Below are 20,084 nucleotides of genomic sequence, written 5' to 3' on the forward strand. Positions count from 1 at the left end.
GAAGCAGCGGATTAATTATCAAGATCCCACTTTTGGTGATGAGACCCATATTGCCACGCGTTTGGTTATCTGGTGTTGTTTTTTAGGAGAATGATCCTTCAAGTTCATCAATGGTCTTTGGGATCGGCCTGCCCAACACCCGATGGCCTTTCGACGTCACCAAAACGTCATCTTCAATGCGGATGCCTCCAAAGCCAATGGTCGCTTCAACCTTGTCGTAGTTGATGAATGATTTATGTCTCCCTTCATTTTTCCATTGGGAGATCAATTCCGGCATGAAATAGATACCTGGCTCAACCGTAAGCACATGACCTGGAACCAGCTCCTTCGCAAAGCGCAAATAGGCGAGACCAAATTGTTTACTGCGCTGAATTTTGCTGTTATAGCCGACGTAATTTTCACCCAATCCCTCCATATCATGAACATCGAGCCCCAATTGATGCCCTAAGCCATGGGGGAAAAAGAGGGCATGGGCTCCTTCCTTGACTGCATCATCGAGGTCACCCGTCATGAAGCCAAGTTGCTTTAATCCATCGGCAATCACGCGAGCTGCTTCAAGATGAACGTCTCGAAATAGCACACCAGGTTTCATCATATCGATGGCTTTCAGTTGAGCTTCCAGCACGATATTATAGATGTCCTTCTGTAATGGTGCAAATTTACCGCTGACTGGATAAGTCCGAGTAATATCACTGGCATAATGCAGCGGCGATTCTGCACCAGAATCCATCACGATCAAATCCCCATCCTTCATCAAATTGGTGTGAGAGTGACCATGCAATACTTCGCCGTGCACTGTAAAGATAATAGGGAACGAGATGGCGCTGCCTTTAGATAACAGCAATCCCTCCACCTGTCCATAAATCTCATGTTCGTACATCCCTGGCTTAATGATCTTTTTAGCCAAATGATACATTTCATAGCTGATATCCAGCGCTAATTCAATCTGTTTTATTTCTTCCTCTGATTTGATTGAACGCTGCGCCACTACCGCCTTGATCAGTTCCACTGAAGCATAATGGTTCACCACCTGATGACGAATTCCTGTAAGATCTTCGATTTTGATCAGGTTTTCTGGTCGATACTGTGGCAAAAAATGGATTTTGCGGCGCTGCAGAAGCGCTTCTCTGATGGTCGCGTTCAATTTTTCAGTAGGTTCGGCCTTGGCGACACCGACCTTTTCAGCTTTAGCCGCCAATTTCTCCTGTGGCCCCATCCATACCATATCATCCACAGTAAAATCGTAACCGAAAATTATCTCTTGATTATTGTCAACATCGATTATCGCCGCCAGTCCAGGGAAGTCCAACCCGAAAAAGTATAGAAATGAACTATCTTGCCGAAAGTTGTAAGTATTGGCAGCGTAATTCATCGGGCTTTCTTCATTACCTAAAAACAATATTAAGCCAGAGCCGATCTGCTGTTTTAGTTTTGCTCGTCGCTGCACATAAGTTTTCGTATCGAACATGACCCCTCCGTCTTTTTTGAGTGTACCGAATATTCCATCGCCACCTATTCTTTGCTATGAATTAGATTTTGTTTCGAAGGCTTTTGCCCAGCAGATAATACCAGGAGCGATGATGTTTTCCCACGAATGATAGAACAAACGCGGATTGTTGCTCCAAAAATCCTTGGAAGTTCTACATTCGTGGGAAAAAATATCGGATTAGGCACTGATGAACAAAGATGCCTCGTCCTTTCACTGAATTTGTGAAAACGAAATGGCTCTGGCAGCAGATTGCTCATAGGGCAACCAGACCGCCATTTCACCTGGGCCGCGATGGGCCCATGCATAATAGGGAATAGCGACGAATTCTTGCGTGCGCTGCTGGATGCCCTGTGGATCGGAGAAGAGCGCCACAGCTTGACCTTTTAACACGGTTACCCCATTGAACAGATCAGCCCGGTGCTCGGCCTGAAGCTCAGCATCTTTGGGCAACATGAGATTAAGCACGTGGCCGCCATTATCAACCCATTCTGCACAATAAACGATCGGGCCGCGCTCCAGCGATAATTTCCCCACATCGGATTTCACGCTGTCGTGCGCTACCACCTTATGAATAGTCATTGGCAGATGAAGCTCAATGGTGTCTCCATTTTTCCAGCGCCGCTTAAGCAGGGCAAATCCTTTGTTCAGTTGAAAATCGGTCGGTTGACCGTTAATTAGCAATGTTATTTTTTCATCCGTGGGGTTAAGATATCGGTAAAGATCACTGGGCACAGGCGACCCAAGAGCCCAGCCAGGAATTCGGACGTGAATTGTGAAATCGTCTTCTTGCTCAGGGCTCACCGTAATGGTGATCTTCCCATCCCAGGGATAATCGGTCGCCTGCGTCACCTTTACGGAATTATCTTTCATTTTGATCGTCGCTGTGTTGCTCATGAACAGATTGACGAAAATATCATCATCCTGCTGGGCGTAGACATAGCCGGGCAAAGAGGGGAGGAACCGAACCACATTCACTGGACAACAGGCACAATCGAACCAAGGGCTTCTTTTATGTCGGCCATCGGATTCCAGCGGATTAGGATAAAAGAACTCATTGCCGTCCAATCCGACGCCAGATAGAAAGCCATTGTACAATGTCCGTTCGAGCACATCGATGTATTTGGCATCACCATGGAGCAGAAATAGGCGATGGTTCCAGAACATATTGGCGATCGCCGCACAGGTTTCGTTGTAGGCTTCCAAATTGGGCAATTCGTAATTGTCGCCGAACGCTTCTCCTTCCGATCGTGCTCCGATGCCGCCAGTGATGTAGAGCTTCTTAGAAACGACATTCTCCCAGATGCGATCGATGGCCTTGATATAATCTTGGTCACCCGTCAATGCCGCTACATCGGCCATCCCAGAGTACATATAACCAGCCCGAACTGCATGACCGACAGCTTCATCCTGCTCGATCACTGGCTTATGGTCTTGGGTGTATTCCGCGCTGATATATTCGTCATAGGGTTTCCGACCGATGTATCGTCCTCGCTGATCGAGGAAAAATTTGGCAAGCTTCAAATAACGTTCATCGCCGGTCACACGATACAGCTTGGTCAAACCGATTTCAATTTCCTGATGTCCTGGTGGATCGTGCTTCTTGCCTGGGCCGAACACCGAATCGATCAAATTCGCATTCTTAATCGCCACGTCCAACAACGATCGTTTCCCAGTCGCTTGGTAATAGGCCACAGCCGCTTCATACATGTGTCCCACGTTATATAATTCATGGCTGTGAATGAGATACGACCAACGTTCTGGGCCGGCGTTTTTCGGCGGCTTGGCGGGATTGATCGTTCGCGCGGTATAAAGATAACCATCATCTTCCTGTGCGGCAGCGATCTTGGCAATCAAATCATCCAGGTATTGCTCCAATTGTGGATCCGGATAAAGCCGCAATGAATAAGCGGCACCTTCTATCACTTTGTAGACATCAGAGTCATTATAACGAATCCCAACGAACTCACCCTCCATCAATCCCCCTGCTTTAGCAAAGTTATCGATGCGACCAGTTTCTTCACATTTCTTGAAATCGTAAGGGATGGTAACAGTTCGGTTGGTTTCCATCCGTGGTTGCCAAAATTGATCAGTAACTTGGACATCGGTAAAAGGAACTGGCTTGATGGGATAATCTTTCTGAGGTTTTTTTGAACATGCAGTGAATAGAAGCACCATTGCAACAAACAACATCAATTTTTCCATCAACACTCCTCCATAATTTGTAATGAATGATTTTCCAGCAATCGAATCTACACTGATTGCTGATCTTCTGTTATCCAATTGCAAAGCGAATTTGGTGAATGAACCTGCTTGATTCACATAGCTCGGGAAACCCAGTGAATGCCCCCTTAATATCGAAAAAAATTTTTAAATTTGCAAGGCCAATTTTAGAATCGGGTAGCTTAGATGAAACTCCATTGTGATGAACAAATAAATGAACGCTTAAAAATTTTTGCTTGACATTTTAAATAATTTTTTGTATAATTAAATCGGTTCAATTAAAATTGAACTGATAATATCGGTATTGTTCACCATCCTTCTCTGGGCAGATGAACCGCGTGTCTGAGGACGACGGAGTTTATCCCGCCGCGCGGTTGGCAAGTCAAATCATCATTGGCAACTTATAATGAGATGAGCATGGACTTTGTCTATAGTCAAAAGCGACTCAAGCCCCTCATTCTAATGCCTGCCCTGTTGCTGTTGGGCCGCGCCACATTAAAAGATTCTCCACCCTGTATCAAGACCGTCAAAGCCGCGGGTCCCATAATCGCATCGGCAGCAGTTCTCCCAATTATGAGTCCATTCCTGATTCCAAATCTATATTCTGAACTTGACATGTATCGCATTTCTCCGAGTTGCCCATCACCAATCTTAGTTAAGCCTTTTCTTCTTCCCGCACTGCAACGACACCGCGCGACGACCCGATTTGATCAAAAATCAATCAATGCGCTAAATTTTGATTCATTGTCCATAAACTTTCATTTAAATTTTTGCCGCTTTTTTCAGACAATCGAAAGCAATTTTTTCAGTTTCGATTTGAGGAATACCAGTACTAATTTAACTAAATAAGGGTATAGCCATGAAAAAACTATTTCGCCTACCATGCAGAAACCTGCAATTGTTTGGCAGTGTAAGGGCTCCCTGGTTAAGTCCCAGAATACTGCTTTTCACGGGAATTCTTCTGTTGTTGCTGACTCACTCCCTTCTGGCAGGTGGGGCAATTCGAGGCAGGGTTTACGACCGGGAGACCAAGGATGCGCTCCCAGGGGCAAATGTGATCATTAAGGGGACCAGTATCGGGGCGGCTTCAGATCTCAATGGTAATTTCTATATTCCTAATGCACCAGCAGGGCGTCAAGTTCTCATGGTCTCTTATATCGGGTATGCCACTGTCAGCATCGAAGTGACGGTTCCCGAGGGTGGTCGATTGCAGCAAGATTTTGGTCTCAAGCCAGTGGTAATACCTGGGAAGGAAGTGGTCGTCACCGCCCAGGCGCAAGGACAGATCCAGGCCATTAACCAGCAACTGGCATCCAATAAAATCGCAAACGTCGTCTCTGAAGCTCGCATTCAGGAATTGCCCGATTTCAATGCAGCGCAGGCCTTGAGCCGATTGGCTGGAGTTTCAACCCTGGAAAGCTCTGGAGAAGCGAATAAAGTCGTCATCCGTGGCTTAGCACCCCAATACAATACCGTTTCGGTAGAGGGCGTTAAGCTCGCTGCGACGGGCAGTTCTCAGATTGGGGTCTCTGCTTTGGGCAATACCCCCGGCAATATCAATAATGACCGAAGCGTTGATCTTACTATGGTTTCGCCTTACATGATCAAGTCGATGTCCGTGTATAAATCCCTGACGCCCGACATGAATGCCAATTCCATTGGCGGCGCGGTGAATATGGAGCTGCGCGAAGCACCTTCGGGCTTGCGATATGATGTGCTGTGGCAATCGGGATATACGGCTAAAACTGAAAATTATGGGAATTATCGGACTGTGGCATCGGTGAGTGATCGGTTCTTTGGGGATAAGTTCGGTGTCTATCTCCTGGGAAATTTAGAGAAATATGATCGAGATGACGACAATATGAGTGCCAACTATCGGACCACCAGCAGTAAAGTGGATACGACCACGGGCTTTCGACCCGTCAGTGTCACCAGTGTGCCGCTCAATCGCCATATTGAAACGCGACAACGCTTTGGTGGCAATTTGATCCTCGATTATCGGTTGCCGTCTGGTTCGATCAAATCAGTGAACATGTATACCCGTTTGCGTTCTGATTTTCAGGACAATCGAACGATATTGAACTATTTTGATAAGCTCTTGAATTTCACTTATCGGGAAGGGATCAATACCACCGATTTGATGGTGAACTCGCTCGATTTCAAATATGATTTCAATCGGGTCTTCTTAGATTTTAAATTTGCTAACACTGCATCGAAAAACCACTTGCCAGAATCTCCATTCGTCGAATTTAAGACCGGTCAGGTCACCACTGGGCCAGTAACTGTCAATACCATTCCCGACAGCTTGAAAAAACTGTGGGCTTACCCCGGTCCAGAACAGGTGTATTTGGACAATATTAACTTGTTTAGTTCATTGTATAAAGAGAACAATCGATCCGTTTCTTCAAACCTCAAGTTCCCATTCCGATTGGGGAGTTCGTTTTCTGGATACTTTAAGCTTGGAGGAGAATATCGCCATCAAAATAATAGCAACGATCAAAAAACGCCTTATGCCAGTATCCGATCGAGTGGGACGTTTCAAACCGCGATGGTCAATGATCTGTCGAACAAGTTTAATATCCCAATCGATCCTGCGACTGCCAAGTTTGCCGCATCGAACTTCACAGGTAGTTCGAAATTGACTCGTCCGTTCCTTAACGATCAATTCGGTCAACTGTATTGGGCATGCGACCCAACGATCTTGGTTGCCATGGCGAAATATTTGGATAGTTCTCCAGAGTGGAAAGGGAGAGCCACTGGCGGTGCGGATGTGACCGGAGGATGGTATAAAGGCATGTTCCAAACCCTCGCCAATTCTTATAAATATGCCGAGGATTATTATGCCACTTATGTCATGTCGGAACTGGTGTTCAAAAATCTCATGGTGGTTGGCGGCGTTCGATATGAAAGGACCGAATCCAAGTATACGGCCTATAATATGTTCGATATGCGCAATCCAGATGCCCAGGACTGCGATACGGTAGTGGTTCGCCCAAAGAATGAATATTGGCTGCCAATGGTCCAGGGTAAATTTTCCCCATTGAACTGGCTTGATATTCGTTATGCTTACACTCAAACCCTGGCGCGGCCAGACTATCATCAGATGTCGCCCAAGGTGACCTATGACAACCCGAGAAGAAATGTTCGGGCTGGCAATCCTGATCTCAAACCTGCCCACGCCTTCAACCATGACCTGAACTTCACATTTCACAGCAACAAATTGGGGTTGCTTTCGATCGGTGCTTTCTATAAAACGGTAAAGGAATTTACCTACTACACCACCTATGTTCTCCATAAGACCGCTGTTTCAAAAGATATCAAAACGATCAATGATTTCGATATCATGGGTATCAAGCCGGTGGAAGGGGCAAATCTGTATACTTATATCAATAGCCAACATCCAGCTTATGTCAAAGGGTTAGAATTCGATTTTCAAACCCGCTTATGGTATTTGCCCTATGGATTGAACGGAGTAGTGCTCGGGATCAATTACACGAAAATCAAATCGGAAGCCACTTATCCTTTGCGGGATGATGTCACGGATTACAGCACGCGTCCCCCAACGACATTCACTTATGATAGCACTCGCTCGGGACGTTTGATCTATCAACCGAATGACTTGATGAACGCTTATGTTGGTTATGAATTCAAAGGATTTTCAGCCCGGTTATCGTTCTTGTTCCAGGGTAATTCCGTGAGCTATGTTGGTGCCTTTCCTGAACAAGATGGTTATACCAAAGATTATTTTCGCATCGATGCATCTGTGCGACAGACGCTGCCGTTCCCTGGGCTGGAGATCTATCTGGATATCAACAACCTGAATAACGAGAAAAACGAGTCGGCTCAGAGGTCGATCAATGGCTTTACAAATGTCAAGCATTATGGAATGACTGCCAATGCCGGTATTAGAATTCGACGGTGAAACAAAGCCCTATCGTTCACAATGCAGAATTGAATGAGTATTGCGATCTGAAGAACGCCAAAGAGGAGATCCCTCGTTTCGCATAATTCACGTTTTTTTATTCTAACATAAATCTTATCAGGAGGTCAAAGTCATGCGACGCTTTGTTACGATTTTGGTATGCCTCACCGCTTTCACGGCATCCCTATTAGCGCAACAGAAGGATACCACCTATGTGAAGGGCATGTACAGCGGAGGCATCGAGGGCGAATTGAACAATGTGGTTCAGGATGCCATCAATGCTGGAAAATTGTCGACCACCGTATTCAAACTCAATCTCTACGATTGGTACGTGGTTACAGGGACGATCGAGGTACCAGCCGGAGAAACCCTGGAGCTTGTGGCCCCTCCGGCAGGAAACACCCAGCAAACCGCGCCACCTCAGATCCTCTGGACGGCCAGTGGCAGTGTCACAAAAAATTTCCTTATCGCTGTCTACGGGAATCTGATTATGAAAAATATCTGGGTCAGATTCGCAGATGCTGCTGGTGTTCAAACAGGGACACCGATTGTGTTCGAAGGGGCTTCGGTAGGACAAGGGGATGTGAAAAATTATGGTACTTTTGAAAACTGTATCTTTGAATGGATGCCCTGTCCTGCGGTCACCGCTTCTGGTTCGATCTGCGTTCGCAGTCGACATTTCAACGGTGTCTTTAAAAATTGTTTCTTCCGCAACTGCACCGATCGACATTTCATGTATTATGGAAGAGCGGTCTCTTTCCCCTATGACGTCCCGGGTTATCATACGGATTCTGTTTACTTCGAAAATTGCACTTTCACCAATATGGGCTATGTCTACATGCAGGAGGGCACGAATTACGGGGATAACGTCTATTTCAATCACTGCACGTTCTATAATGTCGTCATGTTTCCGCTGGAAAGCGGCTGGTGGTGGCGACTTAACGTGACCAACTGCCTATTTGTTAATGTCTGGATGCTGGGCTTTATTCCCGCCCAAGGGACAAACCCTGCCAGCGGAACCGTCACCATCACCCCAGTTGCCTCGATACCGTTCTCCGTTCCGTTCACCGATGATGATCGCCATATCCTGTTTGCCCACAGCGCCTATTACCTGGATAATTGGCTCGTCGATTGGATGCGTGGTGGCTGGGATAAAAATTATAGCAATACACCATGGCGGCCCAATCCGAGAATCAACGAAGTCGGCAATCCTTATAGCAAAGATCAATACAAGCAACGGCTGTTCGATATGATCCCTTATCCAAGACCCATGGTGGACAGCACTTCGATGGTGTATTTCGACTCAACCTATATTGATGCTTCTGGAAACAAGGTAAAAGCCTATCCCTACATCAATCGCGCTGCGCTGTATGATGTTTGTGAACTGCGAGATAAGGTCAATCCAAGATTCATTGTTCCGCCATTGAATTTGGAACCTCTAAAATATTTCCTTTGGCAGAAATGGAGCACCAATTTGGACACCATGTGGGCCTATATGCCAGAAGCTGGATTCAATCAGCAGTGGCCGTTACCAGAAAATCTTGCTTATGCGAACGACACTTTGTTGACCGCTGGTATGGGCGGTTTTCCGCTGGGGGACCTCTATCACTGGTGGAATCCGAAAGTGCGGGAAGGGGCGAAGGATTATTATTCCAAATGGCTGGCACAGGCCGATGAAGAACATGCGAAAATCAACAGATGGTTGGAACTTGGCCTGCATCCTGATAGCGCTTTAGCCGTAAGGCCGTTGCCCAGTTCGACCATCCCAGAGAAATTCACTTTAGAACAAAATTACCCCAATCCGTTTAACGCTATCACAAAAATTAGATACAGTGTACCAAATACCAGTCCGATCACATTGAAGGTCTACAACAGTCTGGGACAAGAGGTCGCGACCCTATTTGATGGCGTACAACGCGCTGGCCATTATGAAGCCATTTTCGATGGTAGCAAATTGGCGGGTGGCATCTATTTCTATCGGTTGCAAACCGAAAACGTGTTGATCACCAAAAAACTTGTTCTCATCAAATAATTCGTTAAAATTGGTTTTCGGCAAAATAATCTTGGAAACGCAGCTTGCAAAACAAAGAGATTGGCATTCCGAGGGAACAGATTATTTCAGAACGTTTAAGATACCAATCCGTGTGCCATTCTGATCCGCCAAATGTCTTTAGTAAGAAGCTAAGGATGGAATGTCGAGGTGAGTGATCTGTCTGCTAATTGATGGATGATTCGCCTGAGATATTTGCCATATGATCAAGGGATTCTTATCTGCCAACAGGCAGATCAGAAGGGCATCAATTCGCCCTTCGATCGCTGAGATGGGCGCGCTCGGCCGAGTGGAAACGGGAACCGTTTCAAATGGGAAGAAATCAGGCGTTTTTTGGCTCGGTAGAAGCGAGGAAACACGGAATTGTTTAAATAAGCTCCTCATGGTTTTGTCGCATTGATCGTCGCAATGTTGCTCTAGTGTTGGATCAATCAAAAATTCATCAAAATGAAAGGAGGTGCGGAACATTCCAATCCCAGTTACAATTTTATGCTAATTGATCAGTTGTTTGATTTTTAACGATTCCAAAAAGAACCCAAACCAGAAGGAGAATTAAAATGTTCAAGAAGGTTGGCAATGTTTGCGTGGCAATGCTGGTCATCCTTTTCTTATGTAGCCTGACCGCACAGTCACAGGTCCTTGTGGAAAAATGGGGCAAGACAAACCGCGGGACAGCTTGGCCGATCCTAAACACTGCGGCCACGCCCCCTGGGAATGCCAGTATCGGATCAGGAGCTGTGCCAACAGGGTGGGCCACGATCCGTGGCGATTTCGGCCAGGTTTTTGAAGCAACTATTGATAAAGCTGTTGTCGTAACCGGAAAAATCGAATTCGTCGGTGGCGGCTGCGACGCTGCTTACACCCATCTCCGTTATGCGCTGACATTTCAGGATAGCATTGCTTTAAATTATCAATACACCGACTCAGCCAGGTGGGTCACTATTGGCACAACTGAGAAAGGTCATTACGGATACGAGTTCACGCCAAGAACAGGCGCAGGGACGATGGCCAATGGTACTCTGGGAGTAGGTACTGTTTGGACAGTCCCAGGTGTTTTGGGATGGAATAGCACCTATAGTGGCAATGCGCCCCTCATTGCTGTTAATCAGGTTCCAAGAAATGCAGAGATGACCGAGGGAATTTACAATTGGGCGATTTCGGTCCGCCAGTTAGCGGATGGAAGCAATGAAATCCGCTGGTACATGGTGGAACAGAACAATAAATATTGGTTCGGCGGAATTACCAAAGATACAGCTCAAGTGAGCACCAAATTCAACGGCATTTGCTTTGGTTTCAATAAAGATATTCTCGCAACTCAGGTCAATCTATATGAGGTCAAAGTTGAGCTGGGTGAGCCAATTGAAATCCCCGAGGCGCCATGGGAAGCGTTTTATGTGAGCAAATGGGGAAAGACAGCTCGTGGAACCGCTTGGCCTATTCTAAATGATCAGAACTACTTCGATGGAGATGCTAGTATTGGATCTGGTGCACCGCCAACTGCTTGGGCGACTATTCGAGGCGGTTTCGAGAGAGATGTGAAACCAACCACGGATAATGCCATCATCGTTACTGGAAAACTTGAATTCGTTGGCGGAGGCTGCGGCAATGCGTACACTCATCTGCGCTATGCATTGACCTTTCAGGATAGTGCCGTATTGAATTATCAGTTTACCGATTCTGCCATTTGGGTTAGTACAAAACCGCACTTCGGCTATGAGTTTACCCCGAGAACTGGTACCGGAACAATGGCCAACGGTACTTTAGGCGTTGGCACCGTTTGGACGGTCCCAGGAGTGGCTGGTTGGAATAGCACTTACAGTGGCAATGTTCCGTTGATTGCGGTCAATCAGGCGCCGCGGAATGCGGAGATGATTGCAGGGGTGTACAAGTGGGCGATATCGGTTCAGCCATTGCCTGATGGGAGCAATGAGATTCGCTGGTACATGGTGGAAGAGAACAACAAGTATTGGTTTGGAGGGATCACCAAGGACACGGCGCAGGTGGCGACCAAATTCAATGGGATATGCTTCGGATTCAATAAAGATCTTTCGGCCACGCAGGTGAATTTGTACGAGGTGAAGGTGGATTTGGGCAAGCCGATTGAGATACCGGAGGCGCCATGGCAGGCGTTTTATGTGAATCAGTGGGGGAAGACCAATCGAGGGACGGCGTGGCCGATTTTGAATGATGTCAATTATCTGGATGGGGATGCGAGTATTGGTTCTGGAGCGCCGCCGACTGGTTGGGCGACGATTCGGGGTGGATTTGGTGATCCGGTGGAGGCGACCGTAAACAGGGCCATAATTGTGAGTGGTAAGTTGGAGTTTGTTGGTGGAGGATGTGGTGATGCGTACACGCATTTGCGCTATGCGTTGACGTTCCAGGACAGCATGAAATTGGATTATCAGTACACCGACTCAGCGAAATGGGTTCCGCTGGGTGCGGCTGAGAAGGGACATTATGGGTATGAGTTTACGCCGCGGACGGGAGCTGGGACGATGGCGAATGGCACGTTGGGAGTAGGTACGGTTTGGACGGTTCCCGGAGTGTTGGGTTGGAATAGCACCTACAGTGGCAATGTTCCGTTGATTGCGGTCAATCAGGCGCCGCGGAATGCGGAGATGATTGCAGGGGTGTATAAGTGGGCGATATCGGTTCAGCCGTTGGCGGATGGGAGTAATGAGATTCGCTGGTACATGGTGGAGGAGAACAACAAGTATTGGTTTGGAGGGATCACCAAGGACACGGCGCAGGTGACGACCAAGTTCAATGGGATATGCTTTGGATTCAATAAGGATCTTTCGGCCACGCAGGTGAATTTGTACGAGGTGAAGGTGGATTTGGGCAAGCCGATTGAAATTCCTGAGGCGCCATGGCAGGCATATTACGTGGCCAATTGGGGATTCAGCGGCGGTCAACTTGGTGGCTGGAACTTAACGCCGGGTGAGTTCGAAGGTGACGTAGCCATCGGTGGAACTACAGCTCCAACAGGTTGGTCGGCGGTGCGAGGCAGTATCGATCCCTACGTTTTGAGCGTTGAAAAAGATCGCGCGCTGATCGTAACGGGGAAAATGGAACTGGTCGGCGGCGGTTTCGAAGATCTGTCCAGTCTCCGATTCGGGCTATTCTACAGCGATAGCGCTGGAACACTCAAGCAGGATCCCAATCTGGATTCGAACTGGGTATGGACTGGGACGGATCGGGCTCATTCTGGTTATCTATTTGTACCTCCAAGCGGTAACAATGTCGCCAGTTGGTCAGGTGTGACTGGCACCTGGGGTGGTATTATAGATGGAACCTGGTGGGATATTAGCAGCACTAAAGCCATGCCGTTTGGCGTACAGCTTCAGACGCCCACCAATGCAATAGCTGGACCTGGCTTTTATGAATTCGCCATCTCAATCTCCGCTCAGGCGACTGGCAATCTGGTGAGAGCGAAGCTATCGAAAATTGATAAAACTTACTATTGGGAAACCTCAGCGATTGTACCAGCAACGACAGGCAAGATCAATTGTGTAGCTTTCGCTATCAATAATTCAACGACGACCAAGTTGAGTCTGTCCGAGGTCAAGGTTGATCGCGGCCCAGATATTACAACTGCAATTCATGATGAAGACGCGCCTTTCGCGCATGTCGATCAATTGCCAGCCAACTTTGTGCTAAAACAAAATTACCCGAACCCGTTTAATCCAACGACCACGATCGAGTTCGCTTTGCCACAGAGCAGCGAAGTTGATCTAATTGTGTATGATATTTCGGGTCGCATCGTTGCTGAGCTAGCAAAGGGTCGATTTGAGGCGGGCTATCACAAAGTTACTTTCGATGCTGGTCATCTGGCTTCGGGCGTTTACATCATCAAGTTAAAAGCTGGGGAGTTCATCAGCTTCAGCAAGGCGCTGCTGGTCAAATAGATTGATTGAGCGATGATGTCAATGAGACATCATATTGGCGAAAAAATTAGTTACTCACTTTGATCGCACCTCCAAAATCAAAAACAGCCCCGGCCGGTCAACCGGGGCTGTTTTCATTATCAAGAGGAACTAAAAATGAAAGTTTGGCATTTATGGCAATCGCTGACCGCACTCATTATGATCTTGATTTTTGAAATCATTCCAGCACAGACTCAAATTGTATCATTGCCTCATCTCATGAAAAAAGGCTCGGCCACCCAGATTGTTGTTCAAGGAAAGCCGTTCTTAATTTTAGCTGGAGAGTTGGGGAACTCTACTCCATCTGACCCAAAATATCTGAGACCTTTCTGGCAAAATTTTAAAAGGATGAATCTGAACACGATCCTTAGTCCAGTTTATTGGGAATTGATCGAGCCGGCTGAGGGGAGATTTGATTTTGCATTGGTCGACAGTTTGATTCACTCAGCCCGAAGTTATGATTTGAAACTGGTGCTGCTCTGGTTTGGATCATGGAAAAACAGCATGTCGTGCTATGCCCCCTCGTGGGTCAAGCGGGATCAACAGCGATTTCCTCGAGCGCGAACCAGATCAGGCCAGGCGCTCGAAATTCTAACCCCATTCAGCGAACAGAACCGCAAAGCCGATGCTCGGGCATTTAAGGCGCTGATGCAGCATATTCGTTCGATAGATGAACAGCAGCAGACCGTCATTATGGTCCAGGTCGAAAACGAGATCGGCATGATCCCGGATGCGAGGGATTATTGTGATCAGGCAAACCAATTTTTTAGCGAACCAGTGCCATCGGATCTGATGAGCTATTTGCAAAAGAACAAACAATTCCTGATTCCAGAGTTCCGACAGATTTGGGAGCAGATGGGCTATCCAACATCAGGGACATGGGAACAAGTATTTGGGAAAGGTCTTCATACGGACGAAATATTTATTGCCTGGCATTTTGCGCGATACGCCGATGAAGTGGCAAAGGCCGGGAAAGAGGCATATCCCCTGCCTATGTTTGTCAATGCGGCGCTTATCCGTCCCAATTATCATCCGGGACAATATCCCAGCGGCGGTCCCTTGCCGCATCTTTTGGAAGTTTGGCGAGCAGCCGCCCCTCATATCGATTTCCTTGCTCCCGATATCTATTTTAAAAATTTCAAAGAGTGGTGCGAAAAATATGATCGATCTGGTAACCCACTGTTCATCCCTGAAGTGGCCAATACCCAAAGTCCGACCAATGCGTTCTATGCAATTGCTCAGCACAACGCCATGGGCTACAGCCCATTTTCAATCGAATCGTTAAGAGACCCGGATTCTCATCCGCTAACCAAAGCTTATGATGTATTGCGTCAGCTTGAGCCATTGATCCTGGCTAAACAGGGCAAAGGCGAGATGGCTGGCGTATTGCTCGATAGCACCCATCATAAAGCCCAAGTGCAACTCGGGGATTTCATCTTTAACGTTCGGCACGAATATAGTTGGCCTTATGCCCAAAAGAGCGAAGGAGAAATGCCCCGATTTGGGGGCATGATCATCATGCTTGAGCCAGATGAATTTCTGATTGCTGGGAGCGGCATCGTGGTGACATTCGAAGCCCGATCCGGTAATGGTGCAATTGCCGGAATTGACCGCATAGATGAGGGCCGATTTATCGGTGGAATTTGGTCTCCAGGCCGTCGCATGAACGGCGATCAGAGCCATCAGGGAAGACATTTGCATCTGCCTGGAACTACTTATGGAATTCAGCGGGTGAAGCTTTATGCTTATCGATAATCATTTTTTGGCTTAGCAACGCAAAAACCAGATTCAAAATTTGTAGCTCGATGATCTCGTCTATAATTTGTTGAAAGGCACTCGAATGAAATTGAAAACAATTCATCAAAGTACTCATCAATTTTTTGGCTGGCTTCTGTTACCTTTTTCGCTAATATTGTTTGGGATGGTTTCGAATTCATTATGCGTAGAGGTTCGAGGTACGGTAAGCACCGCCACCGAACCAGTGCAAAATGCGTTGGTGACGTTCACTGATTGTCTCGACACGACCCGCCAATTCTGGGCAGTGACCAATCATATTGGTCAATATTCAGTCTCTATTCCGACTTCTGTGCATTCGACCGAAATTCCGCCAGTTGAGTTTGAATTAGAACAAAATTATCCCAACCCATTTTCTTCTGTGACGATGATTTCCTATCGACTGAGCGCTCCATCGGAAGTCCAGATCACCATTTTTGATATCCTCGGCCGAGAGGTCAAAAAATTTGATCTTGGTACTCAGCTCAGGGGGGGCCATCAGTTGCTGTGGGACGGTATGACTCGAAATGGAGTTAAAGTGACTTCTGGAATCTATTTTTGCCGTTTGCGAGCTTGCGGAAAAACGCAGGTCAGAAAGATGATATTCTCATCCGAGGAGGGCGACCGCACCCCCATGGGAATGCCCAAGCCGATGTCGACAATGATGTTTCAGCTAAATCATGCAACAATCGGGATGCAAACCGATTATGCGGTTCGAATCAGTAATACCGACAGCACCATGCCCAGGATCGTCCCAAAACAAATTCGCTCTGTATCGATTCAACCCAATGCTGTGTTGAATTTTCTCGTAGAAGAGGATATTAATGCATCGGCGGCGGTGATTTATTTGGACAGTACCCGTCAGCACATTAGTGGCTTTGGAGCGGCGAACATTCTGCGATGGCGGCCGGACATGACGGCTGATCAGATCGAAAAGGCGTTCGGCACCAATGACGGCCAGATCGGATTGACAATCCTCCGTCTCCGAATTCCGCCAAGTTCCAGTGAATTTGGCTATAACGTTCCCACAGCAAAAGCGGCGTATTCGCGCGGTGTGAAAATCATTGCCTCGCCTTGGTCACCGCCAGCCAGCATGAAAACCAATAATAATTTGGTAGGAGGCCGACTGCGCGAATCAGCTTATGCTGATTATGCCGCCCATTTAAAATCATTTGCAGATTTCATGGCGAACAACGGTGCACCGCTTTACGCCGTATCAATTCAAAACGAACCTGATGTTCAGGTCACCTACGAGTCATGCGATTGGAATGCTGACGAGCTGCTCAAATTCGTCAAAGAAAATGCCCCGGCGGTAGGCGCGAACATCATCGTTCCAGAGTCGTTCAATTTCAACCATAGCTTATCTGATCCAATTTTGCTGGATTCTGTCGCTGCATCGCATGTTGCAATCATAGGGGGGCATATTTATGGGGGTGGACTGAGTAGTTATCCTTTGGCGGAAAATAAAGGTAAAGAGATCTGGATGACTGAACATTTAGATACAGATACCTCATGGGCAAAAGTTTTAGCAACCGGCAAAGAGATCAATGATTGCATGTTCACTGGGATGAGCGCTTATATCTGGTGGTATATTGTCAGATTTTACGGGCCAATTAAAGAAGATGGCAATGTTAGCAAGCGCGGCTTTGTCATGTCGCAATTTGCCAGGTTCGTGCGGCCCGGGTACTTTAGAGTGCTTGCCACTCAACGTCCCCAAATTCAGGTTTATGTGACCGCATATAGAGGAGATTCGAGAGTGGTGATTGTTGCCATTAATCTGCGGTCCACTCCAGTAGATCAAGAATTCGTTTTAAAAAACATGAGCGTGGCCGTCTTCGCGCCTTATGTGACTTCGGTTACCGACAATACGGCCAGAAAAGCCGATATTGTGGCACGGGCTGGAAGGTTTACCGCCACGTTAGAGGCCTCCAGTGTCACGACCTTTGTGTCCCAGTAGCGGGTTTCTTATTAGGGTGCAATTTTGGCGAACTCAGAAACCTAATTTTTCTATTTGAAATGTTGCCCAATATCCAGAATCTGTTTGTGGGGGACGGACTGCTAATGGGGCTTCCATCCATGAGGTAATTAACGAAAATTTCCCAAATTAATTTGAGTTGAAAACGTTGTTCAATCATTCAATTCCTGAGAGCGGTTGATTCTCTCTGAATATGTTCAATCTTTCGAAGCAACAGATCGCAACCCTCGATGAAGGCTTTCAGCAAGCTGGAAATTATGTTGTCGAGTTTGATGGCAAAGAACTGGCCAATGGCATTTAGTTTTGTCAACTGAAGGCCAAGAATTTTGTTCAAACCAAAAAATTGATTCTGCTAAAATAGATTGTATGATCCGAAATGAGGGACACAGTGAAAAGAATTCTTTTTGCGTTTGCGCTCTGGTTATCTTTGGGGTTCAATAAAAATGCCCAATCCCCTTTGGTCATGACCTACATGAATCCTGTCATCCCTGGCGATCATCCCGATTGTACGCTGACCAGAGTAGGGAGTCATTTTTATACGACCGGGTCCTCGTTCAACCCAACGCCAGTCATCTATCACTCAACCGATCTGGTTCATTGGGAAGCCATTGCCCAACCAGTGAATGCTTCATGGACTGGGTATGGCGATGCGCCCGGCGGAGGCTGCTGGGGAGGTCACATGGTTTATTATAATGGGGAATATTGGCATTTCTTCTCTCGCGCCAATTCGATGTATTTTGTCAAAGCACCCGACCCAAAAGGTCCTTGGAGCATGCCAGTAAAAATAAAAGATCCTCCAAACCTTCCCTACACTTTGGGATATGATAATTCGATCTTCATCGATGATGATAACAAATGGTATCTGGTTGTTAAAAATGGCAAGCCCAATAACGGCATTGTGGAATTAGGCCCGGATGGGCAACCGACCGGTGTCGTATATGATCTAAAATGGTTGAATCCCGATCCATCGTATCCGTACAGTTGGGCCGAAGGGCCAGTGATGTGGAAATATGGTGGCTACTATTACTATTCGTTTGCCCGGGATCTGGGTGGCGGCCAAAAGGTCATGAGAAGCCGGGTGTTGACCGCCGAACAATCCGCATGGGAAATGTTGGGTGATTTTTTCAATGAAAATGATCCTCAAAAAGGTTCTTCATTGTTCACCAGCCCCAATCATGCCTCGCCGGTGATCATGCTGGACGATAGCACGTGCTGGGTGTTGCATCCGCTCTACGCCAAAGGCGAGTGGAAGGGCCAGGGAAGGCAGGGGCTGCTCAACCAGGTCCATTACGATGCCTATGGTAAACCTGTGGCAGATTATCCGATCAACCAGCCGTTTACAGCTCCTAAATTGCCGAGCAGCGGTATCCCCTGGATGGTGCCAAAATCAGATTATTTTAATTCAAGTAAATTGCACCCGGAATGGTCATTTCTCGGATATACTGCTATCGATCGCTATTCGCTAACTGAGCGTCCCGGTTGGTTACGATTATCGCCCAAAAGCAGATCGAAAGCCAACACTGTGATCAAAAATGATGGGGAACATAACTATTCGCTCATCACCCGTCTTGATTTCCAGCCGAAAGCAACTTCCGATGAGGCAGGACTTTGGATCATGCGAGGCGATGAACAAATGTTCGTCAAATTGGTCAGCACCTTATCGTCTGATCAGAAAAGGTCAATATCGTTCAGCTTTGAAAATAATAAGTACGAGCTGGAAAATCCAGTGGGAGATACGCTGTGGTTTAAAATGGTGCGGGTCAATCACAAAATCAGCGGCTACTTTAGCGATAATGGGACTAATTGGACTGCAGTAGGGCAGGAGGTAGATATATCGGTAATTGATGCTTATTCTGATTTCACTACGTTTGCAGGTACGCGACAGGGATTATATGTGAAAGGATCCAGTGATGCCTGGTTTGATCTTTATATATATCGAGATGCCTATACACCTATTTTGGCGGAGTGCCCAGCCAACCAATATGGTACTTCCCGATCATACAATCCTCAGGCTGGTTATATTCTCGACAATATCCATGCGAATGATTGGGCGATGTATGCTGGTGTTGAATTTGGTAATCATGGAGATTATCGTCGCACACCAGACTCAATGAAAGTCATTGCCTGCTGCGGTTCGGGTGGTGGCTCCATCGAGGTGTGGCTCGATTCGCTGGATAGTGGGGAGAAAATTGCTGAATGTCCGATTCGCAATACGGGTGGCTGGAGGACATTTCAAACATTCGCTTCAGCCGTAACTCCCATATCGGGTCGTCATGATGTCTATTTGAAATTTATTGGTTCTGAGTCTGGCAAATTGTTCCAGCTTCACTGGTTCTATTTCACTGCAAAAAGCGACACCAGCACTGATATTCCCCAAGATGACGATTCATTAAAGCCTAAAAAATTTGGCCTGGAACAAAATTTTCCCAATCCGTTCAATCTATCGACTCAATTTCGATATTCGGTTCCCAATAGCGATTATATAAGCATCAAGATGTATAATTTATTAGGAGAAGAAGTAGCGATATTGTTTGAAGGATATCAGCAGCCGGGTGCTCATCTCGCACAATGGGAGGCTTCGGATGCAGCCAGCGGCGTTTATTTGTGTCAACTAAAAGGATCTCATTTTAATTTCATAAAAAAGGCTTTATTGATCAAATAATCATGATGATCAATTTTTAAAAATTGTTGAACGATACAAAACTTTTCGTTTGATTTCTCGGAGA

The 20,084-nt window shown here is 46.7% G+C and carries 8 protein-coding genes; 6 read left to right on the top strand and 2 right to left on the bottom strand.

The features are described 5' to 3' along the window. Positions 1–82 precede the first annotated feature (82 nt). Positions 83–1,468, bottom strand: coding sequence for an aminopeptidase P family protein (locus ONB37_11625; protein MDZ7400806.1), 1,386 nt, complete (start codon positions 1,466–1,468; stop codon positions 83–85). Between the two features lie 231 nt (positions 1,469–1,699). Further along, positions 1,700–3,691: a glycoside hydrolase family 127 protein gene (locus ONB37_11630; GenBank protein ID MDZ7400807.1), complete on the bottom strand. Its 1,992-nt coding sequence runs from the start codon at positions 3,689–3,691 to the stop codon at positions 1,700–1,702. Between the two features lie 877 nt (positions 3,692–4,568). Here ONB37_11630 and ONB37_11635 point away from each other — a divergent pair. The 6 genes from ONB37_11635 to ONB37_11660 all read left to right on the top strand — a co-directional run bounded on the left by ONB37_11635 (position 4,569) and on the right by ONB37_11660 (position 20,020). Beyond that, the gene (locus ONB37_11635; GenBank protein ID MDZ7400808.1) at positions 4,569–7,631 is read left to right on the top strand and encodes a TonB-dependent receptor; all 3,063 of its coding nucleotides are present in this window, start codon (positions 4,569–4,571) and stop codon (positions 7,629–7,631) included. A gap of 133 nt (positions 7,632–7,764) precedes the next feature. Beyond that, on the top strand, positions 7,765–9,663 hold the full coding sequence (locus ONB37_11640) for a T9SS type A sorting domain-containing protein (GenBank protein ID MDZ7400809.1): 1,899 nt from the start codon (positions 7,765–7,767) through the stop codon (positions 9,661–9,663). A gap of 575 nt (positions 9,664–10,238) precedes the next feature. Then, the gene (locus ONB37_11645) at positions 10,239–13,592 is read left to right on the top strand and encodes a T9SS type A sorting domain-containing protein (protein ID MDZ7400810.1); all 3,354 of its coding nucleotides are present in this window, start codon (positions 10,239–10,241) and stop codon (positions 13,590–13,592) included. A 135-nt stretch (positions 13,593–13,727) separates the two neighbouring features. Continuing rightward, positions 13,728–15,365 (top strand): DUF5597 domain-containing protein, encoded by a 1,638-nt coding sequence (locus ONB37_11650; GenBank protein MDZ7400811.1) that lies wholly within the window; start codon positions 13,728–13,730, stop codon positions 15,363–15,365. An 85-nt stretch (positions 15,366–15,450) separates the two neighbouring features. Next, positions 15,451–17,340: a T9SS type A sorting domain-containing protein gene (locus tag ONB37_11655; protein ID MDZ7400812.1), complete on the top strand. Its 1,890-nt coding sequence runs from the start codon at positions 15,451–15,453 to the stop codon at positions 17,338–17,340. Positions 17,341–17,746: 406 nt separating this feature from the next. Beyond that, a complete protein-coding gene (locus ONB37_11660) occupies positions 17,747–20,020 on the top strand; it encodes a family 43 glycosylhydrolase (GenBank protein ID MDZ7400813.1) in 2,274 nt (757 codons plus the stop codon). The last annotated feature ends 64 nt before the right edge of the window (positions 20,021–20,084 follow it).

The sequence above is a fragment of the candidate division KSB1 bacterium genome (assembly GCA_034506395.1).
Lineage (GTDB): Bacteria > Zhuqueibacterota > Zhuqueibacteria > Thermofontimicrobiales > Thermofontimicrobiaceae > Thermofontimicrobium.

Bases quoted from the DNA above. Each gene is read 5' to 3' on its own strand.
- ONB37_11625 (MDZ7400806.1), bottom strand. From the start codon at position 1,468: ATGTTCGATACGAAAACTTATGTGCAGCGACGAGCAAAACTAAAACAG.
- ONB37_11630 (MDZ7400807.1), bottom strand. From the start codon at position 3,691: ATGGAAAAATTGATGTTGTTTGTTGCAATGGTGCTTCTATTCACTGCA.
- ONB37_11635 (MDZ7400808.1), top strand. From the start codon at position 4,569: ATGAAAAAACTATTTCGCCTACCATGCAGAAACCTGCAATTGTTTGGC.
- ONB37_11640 (MDZ7400809.1), top strand. From the start codon at position 7,765: ATGCGACGCTTTGTTACGATTTTGGTATGCCTCACCGCTTTCACGGCA.
- ONB37_11645 (MDZ7400810.1), top strand. From the start codon at position 10,239: ATGTTCAAGAAGGTTGGCAATGTTTGCGTGGCAATGCTGGTCATCCTT.
- ONB37_11650 (MDZ7400811.1), top strand. From the start codon at position 13,728: ATGAAAGTTTGGCATTTATGGCAATCGCTGACCGCACTCATTATGATC.
- ONB37_11655 (MDZ7400812.1), top strand. From the start codon at position 15,451: ATGAAATTGAAAACAATTCATCAAAGTACTCATCAATTTTTTGGCTGG.